The following is a 15,041-nucleotide window of genomic DNA, read 5'->3' as shown; positions in this document are numbered from 1 at the left end:
TGCCAATGATTTGTTCTTCTGTGAAACGCTTCTTCATGCTACCTCCACGGAGGCAGACTCTACATCATTACCGTACTAATCTCGGGGAGCAGGTCAGTTGTCTCCTGTTAGATTGTTTTGTATATAAAAATAGTTTTCGAATACTAAACTTGACGCAAGCTTGCCGGCAAGTCAGGTCATTCCCTGCGTTCGTGGAGGTCACAATTCGGACCAAATGGTTCGATACGCTATGGAAGCGAGAGAGACAGGGCGTGAACAGGACCCGGGGGGAGGTCCCGGCCAGGCGCGTGTCGGCCGTGCGGATGGCGGAAGCGCCGATGCCGGGAGCTAAGTGGTTTCTCTAGGGAGGCGGGAGAATGCCGGCAACAATGAATGTTGCACTTTCATCGGAAATCGCTGGCGAGCGCTTACCAGCGAATGGTGGCCGGCATTGCAGGAAGATGGACGCGTCGCGGATTTCGCAGGGAGGGCATGAAACTGGAAATGTCGTATTTTTTTACATGTTGAATTGTGGGCGCAATTATGTAATAACGCTCATACGCCAAAGTTAACGGCAGTGCTGCGCAAAACTTTAGCGCTGGTTCGCCTTCCAGTCGCTGCGCATCACGTCGTTCTCCGTGTGCGGGCTTTGCTTCGATCCTGGCTGTGTCTCCATGGCGTGCCGCAGGCACGCTGGTACCAATTTAGTCATTGAGCTGTCCCGCCATGTCCTACCTCACGGATTCTTCGAAGTTGTCCGGCTTCTGGAACGCGCGCTCGCAAGGCCTGCACCGGTTCTGGTGGGGGCTGCGGTATGCCCAGCCCATGACCTTGCTGGGAACGCACCTGGGCCGCAAGGACGAATACCTGGCCTGGTTCAACACGGTCGAGACACCGGTGCTGCGCCATCCGGCCAGCCGCTGGAGCTTCTGCCAGCGGCCGCCCAGCATGGTGGGGGCGCAGGCTTTTCACTTCTTCGGCGTGGAAAGGGTGCTTTCCGACAATCGTGGCTGGCACTGGCGGCCCTGGGGCGAGAACTGGCTGCACAATCTCCATGCCTTCGACGATCTGGTGGCGGACGGCGCGGAAGGCCGCTTCGAGTGGCACGAGAAGCTGGTCACCAACTGGATCGTGGCCAATGCGCCCGGCAAGGGCGTGGGCTGGCGGCCTCCCAGCCTGTCGCGCCGCATCGTGAACTGGGTCAAGTGGGACCTGGACAAGCATGGCTTGAACGAAGTGGGGCGGCGCAATCTGGTCGTGCAGGTGCGTTTCCTGCGCCAGCGGCTGGGTGTGTCGATGACGGCGGCCTATCCGACGAAGGCGGGCAAGGCGCTGCTGTTCGCCGGCGCGTTCTTCGATGGAGCGGAAGCCGCGGCGTGGCGCAAGACCGGGCTGTCGGTGCTGCGCACGGCACTCAAGCCCAGCTATATGCGGGCCAGGCTGGGCGGAGGCGATGGCTATCGCATCGCCATCATCGAGGATCTGCTGGACGTGATCCAGCTCGACAAGATCTATCCAGGCACGCTGGGACGGGACGAGCTGGCTCGTTCGCAGGATCTGGTGCTGCCGCTGCTGGCGATGGAAGGCGAGCGTCGCGCCGCGCCCGGGCTGGACGGGGCCGAGCCGGTATTCTTTGCCGAGCCGAAGGTGCACGCGCTGCGGCAGTACGCGCAGCGGCTGGGCCTGAACGCACCGGCCTGATCCTTCCGGCGGCTTCTTACCCCCTTACAATAGGCGCTCCTCCGCAAAGGAGGGGTGCCGGCGTCTGCCTGCCCCGCATGCCGGGCATCTTCTTCGTGGGGCCTAGTCCGAGTCTGTCCATGCTTCGCATATCGCTTGCTTCCGGTTTCCTCGGTCTGTCGGTCCTGCTGGCCGCGCCCGTGCACGCCGCCGACCCGTTGCGCATCGGCGAGATCAACAGCTACAAGGCGCAGCCCGCCTTCCTCGAACCCTATCGCAAGGCCATGCTGCTGGCCCTGGACGAAGTCAACGCCGCGGGCGGCGTGAACGGGCGTCCGCTGGAGCTGGTGATCCGGGACGACAACGGCGTGCCGGGCGATGCGGTGCGCGCGGCCGAAGAGCTGGTCTCGCGCGAGCGCGTGGCGATGCTGGCCGGCGGCTTCCTGTCCAACGTCGGCCTGGCGCTGGGCGACTATGCCCGGCAGCGCAAGGTCCCGTTCCTGGCCAGCGAGCCTTTGACCGACAAGATCACCTGGGCCAACGGCAACCGCTACACCTTCCGCCTGCGGCCGTCGACCTGGATGCAGGTGTCCATGCTGGTGCCCGAGGCGGCCAAGCTGGGCAAGAAGCGCTGGGCCATCGTCTATCCGAACTATGAGTACGGACAGTCCGCGGTGCAGACCTTCAAGACGCTGCTGCAGGCCGCGCAGCCCGGCGTCGAGTTCGTGACCGAGCAGGCGACCCCGCTCGGCAAGCTCGATGCGGGGCCCGTGGTGCAGGCGCTGGAGGCCAGCAAGCCGGATGCGATCTTCAACGTGCTGTTCGCCACCGACCTGACCAAGTTCGTGCGCGAAGGCGCCACGCGAGGTCTGTTCAAGGGGCGCGAGGTGGTCAGCCTGCTGTCGGGCGAGCCCGAGTACCTCGAACCGCTGAAGGACGAGGCGCCCGAGGGCTGGATCGTGACGGGCTATCCCTGGTATGCGATCAAGACGCCGGAGCACCAGCGCTTCCTGGACGCTTATAGGAAGAAGTACGGCGAGCCGCCGCGCCAGGGCTCGGTGGTGGGCTACGTCACCATCCATGCCGCCGCCGAGGCGCTGCGGCGCGCGGGCAGCGCCAATCCCGAGAAGATCGTCGACGCGTTCCGCAACATGCCGTTGTCCTCGCCGTGGGGACCCATCGTCTTCCGTGCGCAGGACAACCAGTCGACGCTGGGCGCCTTCGTCGGACGGACGGCGTTGCAGGGCAGCGGGGCGCAGCGCACCGGCGTGATGGTGGACTTCCACTATGCCGACGGCGCCAAGTACCAGCCCACCGATGCCGAGGTGGCGAAGCTGCGGCCGGCGCGCTGAGCGGTGCTGGCGCAACTGCTGAACGGGCTGGCCAGCGCCAGCAGCCTGTTCCTGCTGTCGCTGGGGTTGACGCTGATCTTCGGCGTGTCGCGCGTGGTCAACTTCGCGCATGGCTCGCTCGCCATGCTGGGGCTCTACCTGGGCGTCACCCTGGCCCAGGCGTTGATCCCGCCATGGGGCGGCCCGGGGTTCTGGGCCGCGGTGGCGGGCGCGGCGCTGGCGGTGGCGGCGGTGGGCGCGCTGATCGAACGCGTCGTGCTGCGCCGGCTCTATGGCAGTCCCGAACTCTTCCAACTGGTCGCGACCTTCGCGCTGGTGCTGATCATCCGCGATGCGACGCTGGCCACCTGGGGCGCAGACGACCGGCTCGGACCCAAGGCGCCAGGGCTGGCGGGCGTGCTGGCGCCCGGCATGCTGAACCTGCCTTCGTATGATCTCGTGCTGATGGCGATCGGCCTGCTGGTGCTGGCCGGCGTGCAATGGATCATGACGTCCACGCGTTGGGGCCTGCAATTGCGCGCCGCCACCGAAGACCGCGAGATGGCGCTGGCCGTTGGGGTGGACGAGAGGCGGCTGTTCACGCAGGTGTTCGCGCTGGGGGCGGGCCTGGCGGGGCTGGCGGGAGCATTGCAGATGCCGCGCGAGCCGGCGTCGCTGGCCTACGATCTGCAGGTCGTGGCCGAGGCCTTCGTGGTCACGGTCGTGGGCGGCATGGGCAGCGTGATCGGCGCGTTCGTGGCCGCGATGATGATAGGCGTGGTCAAGGCGGCCTGCGTGGCGTTGGGGACGGTGTCGATAGGCGGCCTGGAACTGGTGCTGCCCAAGCTGACGCTGGTGATCGAGTTCCTCTTGATGGCCATCGTGCTGGCCTTCCGCCCCTGGGGACTGTTCGGGCGCCCCGTGGCGCCGCCGCGCGCGGCGCGCGCCGAGTTCAATCCGCTGCCGCCGCCCTCGCGCCGCGGCAGCCTGTTGCTGGCCGCGGGCATGGCGGCGCTGGCGCTGCTGCCCTGGCTGGCGGGCGACATGGCCTACGTACTGGTCCTGGCCGTGGATGTCCTGATCGCCGGCCTCTTTGCCGCCAGCCTGTATGTGCTGATGGGGCCGGGGGGCGTCCATTCGTTCGGCCATGCGGCTTTCCTGGGGCTGGGCGCCTACGGCGGGGCGCTGGCCGCGCCCTGGGTGGCGGCCGCGCTGCCATGGCTGGCTGGCTCGGGGCCCGGCGGCATCGCCACCATCCTGCTGTGTCTGGCGGCGGGCATGCTGCTGGCGCTGGCCGGCGCGGCGGTGTTCGGTTTCGTCGTGCTCCGGGCGGCGGGAGTCTACGCGGCCATGCTGACCCTGGCCTTTGCCCAGATCACCTGGTCCGTCGCCTTCCAGTGGGATGCGGTGACGGGGGGCAGCAACGGCCTGTTCGGCTTCTGGCCCCAAGGCTGGCTGGCGACGCGCGAAGGATATTACTGGTTCGTCCTGGCGGTGGCCGGCGCCGGCGGCCTGCTGCTGCGGCACCTGATGCACGCGCCCTTCGGGCTGACGCTGCGCATGGTGCGCGACGCGCCGTTGCGCGCCGAGAGCCTGGGCCTGCCGGTGTTCGCGGTGCGCTGGACGGCCTTCATGCTGGCGGGGGCGCTGGCCGGAGCCGCTGGCGTCCTGACGGTATTCGCCAAGGGATCGGTCGCGCCCGACCTGCTGGCCATTCCCCGTTCGGTCGACGCGCTCGTCATGGTCCTGCTGGGCGGTCTGCAATCGCTGGCCGGCCCGTGGCTGGGCGCCCTGGCCTATACGGTGGGACAGGATTTCCTGGCGCGCGCCACCGAGTACTGGCGCGCCGCGATCGGCCTGGCCATGCTCGCGGTGATCCTGCTTGCCCCGGGCGGCCTGACCGGCGTCCGGCGGCTGGGGCGCCTTGCCCCAGCGGGACGGCCGGATGACGGGAGGGCGCCGCGATGAAGCTGGTCGTCACGGGCTTGTCCAAGTCGTTCGGCGCCGTTCGGGCGGTGGACGACGTCGGGTTCACGCTGGAAGGCGGCCAGATGCTGGCCTTGATCGGACCGAACGGCGCGGGCAAGAGCACCTGCTTCCAGTGCATCAACGGCCAGCTCCGGCCTGATGCAGGACGCATCGAATTCGATGGGCGCGATCTGGCGCGCCTGGGTGTCGCCGCGCGGGCCCGGCTGGGTCTGGGACGGACGTTCCAGATCGCCCAGGTGGCCGCGTCGCTGAGCGTGGGCCAGCACGTCGCGCTGGCGCTGGCCGCCCGCGATCCCGGCGTCTGGCACGGGATCCGGGGGCGCGGGGCGGGCGTGGAACCGGCCGAACTGCGCGCCTGGCTGGAACGCTTCGACCTGGAGCCGCTGGCCGGCAGGCTGTGCGGGGAGCTGCCTTATCCCGAGCTCAAGCGCGTGGAGCTGGCCAGCGCGCTGGCCCTGAGGCCCCGGGTGCTGCTGATGGACGAGCCCACGGCCGGCATGACCCGCGCCGACCGGCGCGGCCTGATGGCCATCGTGAAGCAGGAGGCCGCGGGCGGCCTGGCGGTGTTGTTCACCGAGCACAGCATGGACGTGGTGTTCGGCTTTGCCGACAAGGTCCTGGTCCTGGTGCGCGGTCGCGTGATCGCGGACGGGGCGCCCGCGCAGATCGCCGCCGACCCGGCGGTGCGGGCGGCCTACCTGGGCACGGCCGCGGCGGGAGAGCCGGCATGACGGCGCTGTTGCGCACGCATGCGCTGTGCGCCTTCCATGGCCGGGCGCAGGCGTTGTTCGACGTGGACCTGGAGGTCGGGGCGGGAGAAATCGTCGCCCTGGTCGGACGCAACGGGGCCGGCAAGAGCACGCTGATGCGCGCCTTGGCGGGCCTGGTGGAAACCACGGGCGAGGTGCTGCTGGCCGGCCGCTCCATGGCCGGCTGGCGTGCCGACAGGCGGGTGCATGCGGGGCTGGCCTGGGTGCCCGAGGATCGGCGTATCTTCACCCAGCTCACGGCGCGGCAGAATCTGGAGGTGGCCGCGGGCCGGCCGCGTCCCGGCGCGGAACCCTGGACCGTGGAACGGGTCTGTCGCCTGTTTCCCGAACTCGAGCCGCTGGCGCATCGCCCGGGAGGCGCGCTGAGCGGTGGCGAGCAGCAGATGCTGGCGATCGGCCGGGCGCTGATGACCCAGCCCCGGGTAATCCTGCTGGACGAGCCGTCCGAGGGCGTGGCCCCCATCGTGGTGCAGCGGCTGGTGGAGGCGATACGCGTCCTGCGCGGGCAGGGGTTGGCGATCCTGCTGTCCGAGCAAAACGAGGCCCTGGCCGCGCCGCTGGCCGACCGCAGCCTGTACCTGGATGACGGCGTGCTGGGGGGAGCGCCCCCAGGGGCGCCAGGGTAGGGGCGCCTCCCGCGCTGGCGGCGCCCGACGCTCGTCCATATAGTTGTTATCGTCAACAAAGTAGTGTATAAAAACAACTATCGTAGGCCACCAGACAATCCAGGGGTTCGCATGAGCAGTGCATATTCCACCATCCGCGTCGAGGTCGAGGACCACGTCGCGACGCTGACGCTGAACCGGCCCGAGAGCCGCAACGCGCTCAATACGGCCATGTGCGGCGAGTTGATCGCCGCGGCCGAGGCGCTTGCCGCCGACGACGCCGTGCACGTGGTCGTGATCCGCGGAGAGGGGCCGGTGTTCTGCGCCGGCGCCGACCTGAAGGAGCGGCAGGGCATGTCCACCGCCGAGCTGACCGCGCGCCGCGTCAAGGGCTTCACCGCCTACGCCGCCCTCGAGCGCCTGCCGCAGGCGGTGATCGCCGTGGTGCATGGCGCGGCCTTCGGGTCGGGCTGCGAGATCGCTGGCGCCAGCGATTTCATCCTGGCTTCCACCGAGGCGAAGTTCCGCTACCCGGAAGTCGGCTGGGGCACCATAGGCGCGACCCAGCGGCTGCCGCGCATGGTGGGCACGCGCATGGCCAAGGAGCTGCTGTTCACCGGCCGCACGGTGGACGCGCACGAAGCCAAGGCCATCGGGCTGGTGAACCATGTGTACGAGCCGGCGGAGCTGGAGGCGCGCGCCATGGAAATGGCCCGCCATATCGCCGCGGCCGCGCCGCTGACGGTCCGGCTGACCAAGCGCTGCGTGGACCAGGGCGTGGAGACCACGCGCGAGGGCGCGATGGCCGTGGAGCTGCTGGCCATCGAGGAGAACCTGCGCCACAGCGACTGGAAGCGCGCGATCTCGGGCTTCGGTGCGGGAGCGCAGAAAAATGCTTGACCGGCCCACTACGCTTTATCGCACGCTGGAACGCACGGCCGGGGAATACGGCGCGCGCGAGGCCTTCGTCTGCCAGGCCGACCGCCTGACCTGGAACGAGGTGCTGGCAGGCACCCGCCGCATCGCCGCCGCCTTGCACGCCAGCGGCGTGCGCAAGGGCGACCATGTCGGGATCATGCTGGGCAACGGCGCCACCTGGCTGCAGACTTTCTTCGCCTGCGCGACCCTGGGCGCGGTGACCGTGCCGGTCAATACCCGCTTCAAGACCGACGAACTGCAGTTCTGCCTGAAACAGGCGGACGTGAAGCTGCTGGTGTTCGCCGACACCTTCCTGGGCATCGATTTCGTCCAGTTGTTGACCGCGGTCGAGCCGGCACTGGATACCGGCCTGCCCGGCCAGGCGCTGCCCGAGCTGCGCCGCGCCGTCATGGTGGGCGACGGCCCCTGCCCGGCGGGCGCCGAGCGCTACGCGGATTTCCTGGCGCGGGGCCAGGAGGTCGCGCCCGGGACCATCGAATCGCTGGCCGCCGACATCACGCCCGACGATCTGCTGCTGATGCAGTTCACTTCGGGCACGACCTCGTTCCCCAAGGGCGTGATGTTGACCCACGCCAACATGCTGCTCAATGCCTGGGCCGCCGGGCAGCGGATAGGCGTAAGGCACGACGACCGCTATTTCAGCATCCGGCCGTTCTTCCACGTCTCGGGCACCACGCTGTCCGTCCTGGTCAGCCTGGTGGCGGGCTGCTGCCTGCTGACGCTGCCTAAGTTCGACGTGGCCGAGACGCTGCGCGTGATGGACGAGGAAAAGTGCACGCTGACCTCGGGCAACGACACCATTTTCCTGATGATGATGGGCCATCCCGACTTCGATCCCAAGAAGCTGCATCTGCGCGGCGGCTGGGCGGCGGCGGGGCCCGAGGTCATGCAGCAGATCCGCGACGTGATGGGCGTGGACCACGTGTGCAATGCCTACGGGCAGTCCGAGGCTTCGCCCAATGTGATCATGTCGTCGCGGGACGACCCGTTCGAGTTGCGCGCCCATGGCTGGGGGCTGCCGCATCCCGGCACCGAGGTGCGCATCGTCGACCAGGACAGCGGCGAGGTCCTGCCCCCCGGAAGCCAGGGCGAGATCCAGGTGCGTGGCTGGCACGTGATGCGAGGCTATTACAAGATGCCGGAGGCGACCGCCAAGGCGCTGACGCCGGAAGGCTGGCTGCGCACCGGGGACCTGGGCGAGATGTCGCCGGAAGGGCGGTTGCGCATGGTCGGCCGGCTCAAGGACATGTACCGGGTAGGCGGCGAGAACGTCGCGCCGGCCGAGGTCGAGGAGACCCTGCACGCGCATCCCGCGGTGCAGATGGCCCAGGTGGTCGGCGTGCCCGACGCGCGCCTGGGCGAGGTGACGGCGGCCTTCGTGCTGCTCAAGGAAGGCAAGCAGGCCGGGCGCCAGGAGCTGATCGACTGGTGCAAGGCGCGCTGCGCGAACTTCAAGGTGCCGCGCTACCTCGAGATCGTGGATACGTTCGACAATATCGGCATGACGGGCAGTTCCAAGGTCCAGAAGAACAAGCTCAAGGCGCATGCCATCGAGCTGTTCGGCCTGGCGAACGTCCACGGCGCGAAGGGAGGCTAGAACCATGAGCGACGTCACGCTTTGCGAATGTTTCGCCCGGGATGGCCTGCAGCACGAGGAGACCTTCATCCCCACCGCCACCAAGGTGGCATTGATCGACCGCTTCGCCGCCATCGGCTTCCAGCGTGTCGAGGCGACTTCGTATTCGAATCCCAAGGTCGTGCCCCAGTTCGGCGATGCCAGCGAGCTGCTGCGCGCGCTGCCGCGCCGCGACGGTGTCTGGTACAAGGCGACCTGCGCCAACGTGCGCGCCGTGGAGCGCGCGGTGGCCGACCTGGACGCAGGCTTCGGCGCCAACGAGATCAGCCTGCTGGTGTCGGCCAGCGAATCGCATTCGATGAAGAACCTGCGGCGCAGCCGCGCCGACCAGTGGCAGAACGTGGCCGACATGGTGGCGGCGTCGCAGGGGCGTTTCCGCATGATCGGCACGGTGTCGGTCGCCTGGGGCTGCCCCTTCGAGGGCAAGGTATCGGCGGACAGCGTGCTGGAGGACGTCAGGCGCTTCGCCCGGCTGGGCGTCATGCACGTGGCGCTGGGCGACACGACAGGCATGGCTGCGCCGCGGACCGTCAAGCAATTGATGTCGGCGGTGCACGCCGAACTGCCGGAGGTGACGACCGTGGCGCACTTCCACGATACGCGCGGCACCGGCCTGGTCAACTACGTGGCGGCGCTGGAGGCGGGCTGCCGCTATTTCGACTGCGCCTTCGGCGGCGTGGGCGGGCATCCGGCCAAGGTCAAGTACGGCGGCGGCCATACCGGCAACGTCTCGACCGAGGACCTGGTGAACCTGTTCGAATCCATGGGGGTGTCCACCGGCATCGACCTGGAGGGACTGATGGCAACCGCGGCGATGTGCGAGGAAGCCCTGGGCCGCACGCTGCACAGCCGTGTCGCCCAGAGCGGGTTGAATCCCTTGCTGGGAGTGGCGGCGCATGGATAGTCCCGAGTCCTGCGCGGTGCTGGAGCCGGAAGCGGTCATTCCCACCGGCCCCCTGGCGGGCTCGGCCCTGGCGCCGTTCGCCGCATGGCTGGGCATTTCCGTGCGCGAGGCCGATCATGGCCGCTCGCTGCTCGTCATGACCGCCAGCGCGCGGCTGGCAAACCGGCGCGGGGTCATCCATGGCGGGGCCATCGCCACGCTGATGGACTCCAGCATGGCCATCGCCACCCGCACGATCGAGTCCGGCATGGAGACTTCCGGAACGGTAGACCTCAACATCCATTTCATCGCGCCGGGACGGGGTGACCTGACGGCCCGCGCCGAGGTCCGGCATGCCGGCGGGACCATCGCCTTCTGCCAGTGCGAAGTGCGGGACGAGGCCGGCACGCTGGTGGCCACGGCCATGAGCAGCTTCAAGCTGAGGCGGGCCAAGCCGTCCCCGGCCGGGCCCGAGTAAGGTAAATTCCTGCGTTCACCTATCGAGAAAGACGTATGACAAGACCCGTTCCCGCGAATCTCAAGGAATTGTTTTCCTACCGCCTGAACCGCCTGGCCTTCGTCTCCAGCCGCATCGCCGCACGGGTGAACGAGAGCCAGTACGAACTGGGCTCGCGCGACTGGCGCATCATCGGGTTGCTGGGCGCCTTCGCCCCGCTGTCGCTCAATGCGCTGGCACACGAGGCCAACATCGACAAGAGCCAGGCCAGCCGCAGCGTGGCCGAGCTGATCGAGCGCGGCCTGGTCAAGCGGGGCGCCGACGAATCGGACGGCCGGGGCGTGCGGCTCGACCTGACCCCGCAGGGCCGGGCGCTGTACCGCAAGGTTTTCCCCAAGGCCGTCGATCGCAACGAGAAGATGCTGTCCGTGCTGACCGACGAAGAGCGGGAAGTGCTCGAGCGCGCGATCGACAAGCTGACCGAACATACGATCAGGTTGTTGGAAGAATTAAAACCCCCCCGTACGCGCTGACGCGCGCCCCCCAGGGGGCGGGCGGCGGGGACCGGCGGAGCCGGATCCTCCGTGCCCTGGTCTGGGGCGATTTTCTCAGGGGGTGGCAACGGGGCTGTGGGGGGAGTTTCCGCCAAAATAGTTGAATTTATCAATTAAGTAGTATATAAAATCAACTATATTGGAAACCACGAGCATGAGCATGTCCGAACTCCTGATTGAGAACCGAGGGGCCGTCCGTATCCTGACGATGAACCGGCCGGAGAAGCACAACGCGTTGAATACCGCGCTGACGCAGGCGCTGGTGGATGCGCTGTGGCAGGCCGAGCGGGATGCCGAGGTCCATGCGGTGGTGCTGACGGGGGCGGGCAAGTCGTTCTGTGCCGGCGCCGATACCTCGGAGTTCAGCGCGCTGGTGCCCGAGGATCCCCAGGCCGTCAACGCGCGCGCCGACCTGACCACCGGGCTGCACCTGGCCTTCTCGCGCATGTCCAAGCCCGTCGTGGCCGCGGTGCGGGGTAATGCGCTGGGCGGGGGCGCGGGGCTGGCCATCGCCTGCGACCTGGCCGTCATGGCCGAGAACGTGCGTTTCGGCTATCCCGAGCTCAAGCACGGCATCGTCGCGGCCGTGGTCATGTCCAATCTGGTCCGCCAGTTGGGCCGCAAGCATGCTTTCGAGCTGCTGGCCATGGGCGAGCCCATCGACGGTCCGCGCGCGCTGGCGCTGGGCCTGGCCAACCGGGTCGAGCCCGACGACCGGGTGCTGGAGGCCGCGCTGGAAATCGCCGCCAGGCTGGCGGGCTGGAGCCCCATCGCGATGGGGACCACCAAGCGGCTGTTCCATCGCGTGGCCGAGCTGACGCTGGAGGAAGGCCTGGCCGCCGGGCGCGACACCAACGTCATCATGCGGGGCTTCCGCAAGGCGGCGAAATGACGCGTCCGCTGGAGAACGTCACCATCCTGGACCTGTCGCGGGTCCTGGCGTGCCCCTTCGCCACGATGATCCTGGCCGAGCTGGGAGCGACGGTGATCAAGGTCGAACAGCCCGGCACCGGCGACGAGACGCGCAGCTTCGAACCCAAGGTGGAAGGCGAGGGCGGTACCGAATCGGCCTATTACATGGCCTTCAACCGCAGCAAGCAATCCATTACCGTCAACCTGCGCAGCGCCGAAGGGCAGGACCTCATCCGCAAGCTCAGCGCCCAGGCCGACGTGGTGCTGGAGAACTTTCCGGTCGGGACGCTGCAGCGCTACGGGCTGGACTACGCCCGGCTGTCCCAGGACAATCCCGCGCTGGTCTACGTGTCGTGCACGGGTTTCGGCATGACCGGCCCCTACGCGCCTCGCAAGGGCTACGACACGGTGTTCCAGGCCATGGGCGGCATCATGAGCCTGACCGGCGAGCGTGGCGGCGGCCCGGTCAAGCCGGGGCTGCCTGTGGCCGACCTGACCTCGGGCCTGTGGGTCGCGATCGCCATCCTGTCGTCCCTGATGGGGCGGCAGGCCACGGGCAAGGGCTGCCACGTGGATTTCTCCATGCTGGACGGCCAGGTCGGCCTGCTGTCGCTGGCCGCGGCGCGTTTCTTCGCGCTGGGCGAGGTGCCGCCCCGGCTGGGCACCGAGCATCCGGGCCGCGTGCCGTCGGCGGCGTTCCGCTGCCGCGACGACAAGTGGGTGCAGGTCACGGGCAGCGACCAGCACTGGCAGCCGCTGTGCGACCTGCTCGGGCTGCATGAGTGGGCGCAGGATCCGACCCTGGTGCGCAACATCGACCGGGTCAACCGGCGCGAGGAAGTGATGGCCGGCCTGTCGGCGGCCGTCGCCCGGTTCGACCGCGACGAATTCTGCCGGCTGTGCGACGAAGCCAAGGTGCCGGCCGGCCCCATCCTGAGCGTGGACGAGGTGCTGAGCAACGAGCACGTGCTGGCGCGCGGCATGGTGCGCGAATTCGCCCATCCCCAGCTCGGTTCGTTCAAGGCGCTGCCGGTGCCGTTCAAGTTCGACGGCTTCGACGACCCCAGCCTGGGGCGGCCGCCGCTGCTGGGCGAGCACACCGACCAGGTGCTGGCGGACAGGCTGGGCCTGGGCAAGGAGGACATCCAGGCGCTGCGCGAAAGAAAGGTCATCTAAGGCCGTGCCGGCCTAAAACCAGGAGACATACATGAAGCAGTTCAAGCAATCGTTGTTGGCGGCGGCGCTTGTGCTGGCCGCCTCGGGGGCGCAGGCCCAGTCCTATCCGACCAAGCCCATCGTGCTGGTCAACCCCTATGCCGCGGGCGGTCCGGCCGATCTCGTGGCGCGCAGCCTGGCCAAGGAGCTGGGCACCGAACTGGGGCAGCAGGTGGTGGTCGAGAACAAGGCGGGTGGGGGCGCGACCATAGGCGCGGCGTACGTGGCCCGGGCGGAGGCCGATGGCTATACGCTGCTGTTCGGCACCGCGGCGGCCCACATCGTCACGCCGCTGATCCAGCCCACGCCCTACGATGGCATCAAGGATTTCACCTTCATCGCGCTGGCGGCCAACCAGCCCAACCTGCTGGTGGTGAACCCCTCGGTCAAGGCCAACACCGCGAAAGAGCTGATCGAGCTCGCGCGCAGCAATCCCGGCAAGCTGAACTACGGTTCGTCCGGCACCGGCACCTCGCCCCACCTGGGCGGGGAGCTGATCAAGCAGCAGGCCAGGATCGAGATGGCGCACATCCCCTATGGCGGCGCGGCGCCCGCGATTACCGATCTGGTGGCCGGGCGCCTGCAGGTGGGCGTGATGAACCTGTCGGGCGAACTGCCCTATGTGAAGGCAGGCAAGCTGCGGGCCCTGGCCTACGCGTCCAAGACCCGCTCGCCGCTGCTGCCCGACGTGCCCACGTTCGCCGAGGCGGGCCTGGGCGGCGCGGAGTCCGCGTCGTGGTACACGGTGGCGGCGCCCAAGGGCACGCCCGCCGCGGTCGTCAACAAGCTCAACGCGGCGCTGAACGCGGTCACCAAGAAGGCGGAGTACCGCAAGCTGATGGAGGCCCAGGGTACCGAGCTGGCCACGCTCACGCCCGAGGAGACCACGCGCTTCGTCGTGGATGACGCCCAGCGCACCAAGGACCTCATCAAGTCGGCCAACCTCAAGCTCGAATGACCATGACCGCCAATACCCCGCGCATCCCGGCCCCGGCCGGGTTGGCTTCCACGATAGACCGCGTGGACATCATCGCCTGCTCGCAGCGCCAGGACGACCCCAGCTGGCGCTTTGCGCGCGGCACCATCACCCACGTGGACGGCTGGATCGTGGCGCTGACCGCGCGCAACGGCCAGGTGGGGTATGGGCACGTGCTGGGCACGCCCATCTTCAAGCCCGACACGGCACGCATCGAGCCGGTCCTGGAGGCGCTCCGGCGCGAGGCCCGGGGGCAGGACGCATTCGCGCTCGAAGCCCTGCACCGCCGGCTGGAAGCCGTGGCGGGGGCGGAGGTCTGCGCGCTGTCGGGGTTCGTCTGCGCGATCTACGACCTGCAGGCGCGGATGCTGGGCGTTCCCCTGCACGTGCTGCTGGGCGGCAAGGTACGCGATACCGTCGAGGCCTCGCGCATCGTCTCGATCAAGCCGCCCGAGGACATGGCCGAACAGGCCGCCAAGCTGGCGCGCCAGGGCTATCGCTATCTCAAGCTGAAGCTGAGCGGCGAGTCGGAGCTTGACGTCGCCCGCGTGCGCGCCGTGCGCGAGCGGCTGGGCGAGGCCGTCACGCTGACGGTGGACGCCAACCAGGCTTACCAGGCCGACGAGGCGATCCGCGTGTGCCAGGCGCTGCGGCCGATGGGCGTGGCGATGATGGAGCAGCCGGTGCCGGCGGCGGACATCGAAGGACTGTGCCGCGTGCACGCCGCGGGCGCGCTGCCCATCGAGGCGGACGAGGCCATCGCCGGGCTGCCGGGACTGGTGCGCCTGATCGGCATGGGGGCGGCCGACTCCTACAACCTCAAGGTGCATTACCTGGGCGGCATACGCAACACGCTGATCGCCGTGCGCCTGTGCGAGGCGGCGGGCGTGGGCTACCGGTTCGGCGCGATCTTCGGGCCGCGCCTGCTGGCGGCCCAGGGCGTGCATGTGGCCAGTGTCGCCGGCAGCATCCATGCCGGTGCCGAACTGGCGGAGTTCGATCACCTGCTGGACGACCCGTTCGTCGGCCTGGAGGTCGAATCGGGCGAGCTGGCGGTGCCCGAGGGCCTGGGGTCGGGCGTGGACTACCAGCCCGCCAGCATCGGGCAGGCCTGA

14 protein-coding genes are annotated in these 15,041 nt (G+C 68.5%); all 14 read left to right on the top strand.

The features are described from left to right. The first annotated feature begins 705 nt into the window (after positions 1-705). The gene (locus ABD104_RS25705) at positions 706-1,680 is read left to right on the top strand and encodes a hypothetical protein (RefSeq protein WP_087838162.1); all 975 of its coding nucleotides are present in this window, start codon (positions 706-708) and stop codon (positions 1,678-1,680) included. Positions 1,681-1,799: 119 nt separating this feature from the next. Next, positions 1,800-3,011: an ABC transporter substrate-binding protein gene (locus ABD104_RS25700; RefSeq protein ID WP_132980366.1), complete on the top strand. Its 1,212-nt coding sequence runs from the start codon at positions 1,800-1,802 to the stop codon at positions 3,009-3,011. Between the two features lie 3 nt (positions 3,012-3,014). Next, positions 3,015-4,958 (top strand): ABC transporter permease, encoded by a 1,944-nt coding sequence (locus tag ABD104_RS25695; protein WP_132980367.1) that lies wholly within the window; start codon positions 3,015-3,017, stop codon positions 4,956-4,958. Continuing rightward, positions 4,955-5,710 carry an ABC transporter ATP-binding protein gene (locus ABD104_RS25690; RefSeq protein WP_343928443.1) on the top strand — a complete coding sequence of 252 codons (756 nt, stop codon included), beginning with the start codon at positions 4,955-4,957 and terminating at the stop codon, positions 5,708-5,710. Before ABD104_RS25695 ends, ABD104_RS25690 begins: the two co-directional genes overlap by 4 nt. Beyond that, positions 5,707-6,375, top strand: a complete 669-nt coding sequence (locus ABD104_RS25685) for an ABC transporter ATP-binding protein (RefSeq protein ID WP_343928442.1) — start codon at positions 5,707-5,709, stop codon at positions 6,373-6,375. Before ABD104_RS25690 ends, ABD104_RS25685 begins: the two co-directional genes overlap by 4 nt. A 111-nt stretch (positions 6,376-6,486) precedes the next feature. Then, on the top strand, positions 6,487-7,254 hold the full coding sequence (locus ABD104_RS25680; protein WP_132980369.1) for an enoyl-CoA hydratase/isomerase family protein: 768 nt from the start codon (positions 6,487-6,489) through the stop codon (positions 7,252-7,254). After that, a complete protein-coding gene (locus tag ABD104_RS25675) occupies positions 7,247-8,890 on the top strand; it encodes an AMP-binding protein (protein ID WP_132980370.1) in 1,644 nt (547 codons plus the stop codon). The genes ABD104_RS25680 and ABD104_RS25675 overlap by 8 nt, the downstream gene beginning before the upstream one ends. 4 nt (positions 8,891-8,894) lie before the next feature. Continuing rightward, positions 8,895-9,833: a hydroxymethylglutaryl-CoA lyase gene (locus ABD104_RS25670; protein WP_087838169.1), complete on the top strand. Its 939-nt coding sequence runs from the start codon at positions 8,895-8,897 to the stop codon at positions 9,831-9,833. Further along, positions 9,826-10,290 carry a PaaI family thioesterase gene (locus ABD104_RS25665; protein ID WP_132980371.1) on the top strand — a complete coding sequence of 155 codons (465 nt, stop codon included), beginning with the start codon at positions 9,826-9,828 and terminating at the stop codon, positions 10,288-10,290. The genes ABD104_RS25670 and ABD104_RS25665 overlap by 8 nt, the downstream gene beginning before the upstream one ends. Before the next feature lie 35 nt (positions 10,291-10,325). After that, positions 10,326-10,802: a MarR family winged helix-turn-helix transcriptional regulator gene (locus tag ABD104_RS25660; protein ID WP_343928441.1), complete on the top strand. Its 477-nt coding sequence runs from the start codon at positions 10,326-10,328 to the stop codon at positions 10,800-10,802. 175 nt (positions 10,803-10,977) lie between these two features. Then, entirely contained in the window at positions 10,978-11,715 is a 738-nt protein-coding gene (locus ABD104_RS25655; RefSeq protein WP_243724620.1) for an enoyl-CoA hydratase/isomerase family protein, read from the top strand. Beyond that, positions 11,712-12,911 (top strand): CaiB/BaiF CoA transferase family protein, encoded by a 1,200-nt coding sequence (locus tag ABD104_RS25650; protein WP_087838172.1) that lies wholly within the window; start codon positions 11,712-11,714, stop codon positions 12,909-12,911. Before ABD104_RS25655 ends, ABD104_RS25650 begins: the two co-directional genes overlap by 4 nt. 31 nt (positions 12,912-12,942) lie before the next feature. Continuing rightward, positions 12,943-13,908, top strand: a complete 966-nt coding sequence (locus tag ABD104_RS25645) for a Bug family tripartite tricarboxylate transporter substrate binding protein (RefSeq protein ID WP_087838173.1) — start codon at positions 12,943-12,945, stop codon at positions 13,906-13,908. Positions 13,909-13,910: 2 nt separating this feature from the next. Next, entirely contained in the window at positions 13,911-15,041 is a 1,131-nt protein-coding gene (locus ABD104_RS25640) for a mandelate racemase/muconate lactonizing enzyme family protein (RefSeq protein ID WP_343928440.1), read from the top strand.

This window comes from Pigmentiphaga daeguensis (genome assembly GCF_039523035.1).
GTDB classification, from domain to species: domain Bacteria; phylum Pseudomonadota; class Gammaproteobacteria; order Burkholderiales; family Burkholderiaceae_B; genus Pigmentiphaga; species Pigmentiphaga daeguensis.
The sequence above is the reverse complement of the archived record's forward strand: the minus strand, read 5'-3'. Positions and strand labels throughout refer to the sequence as shown.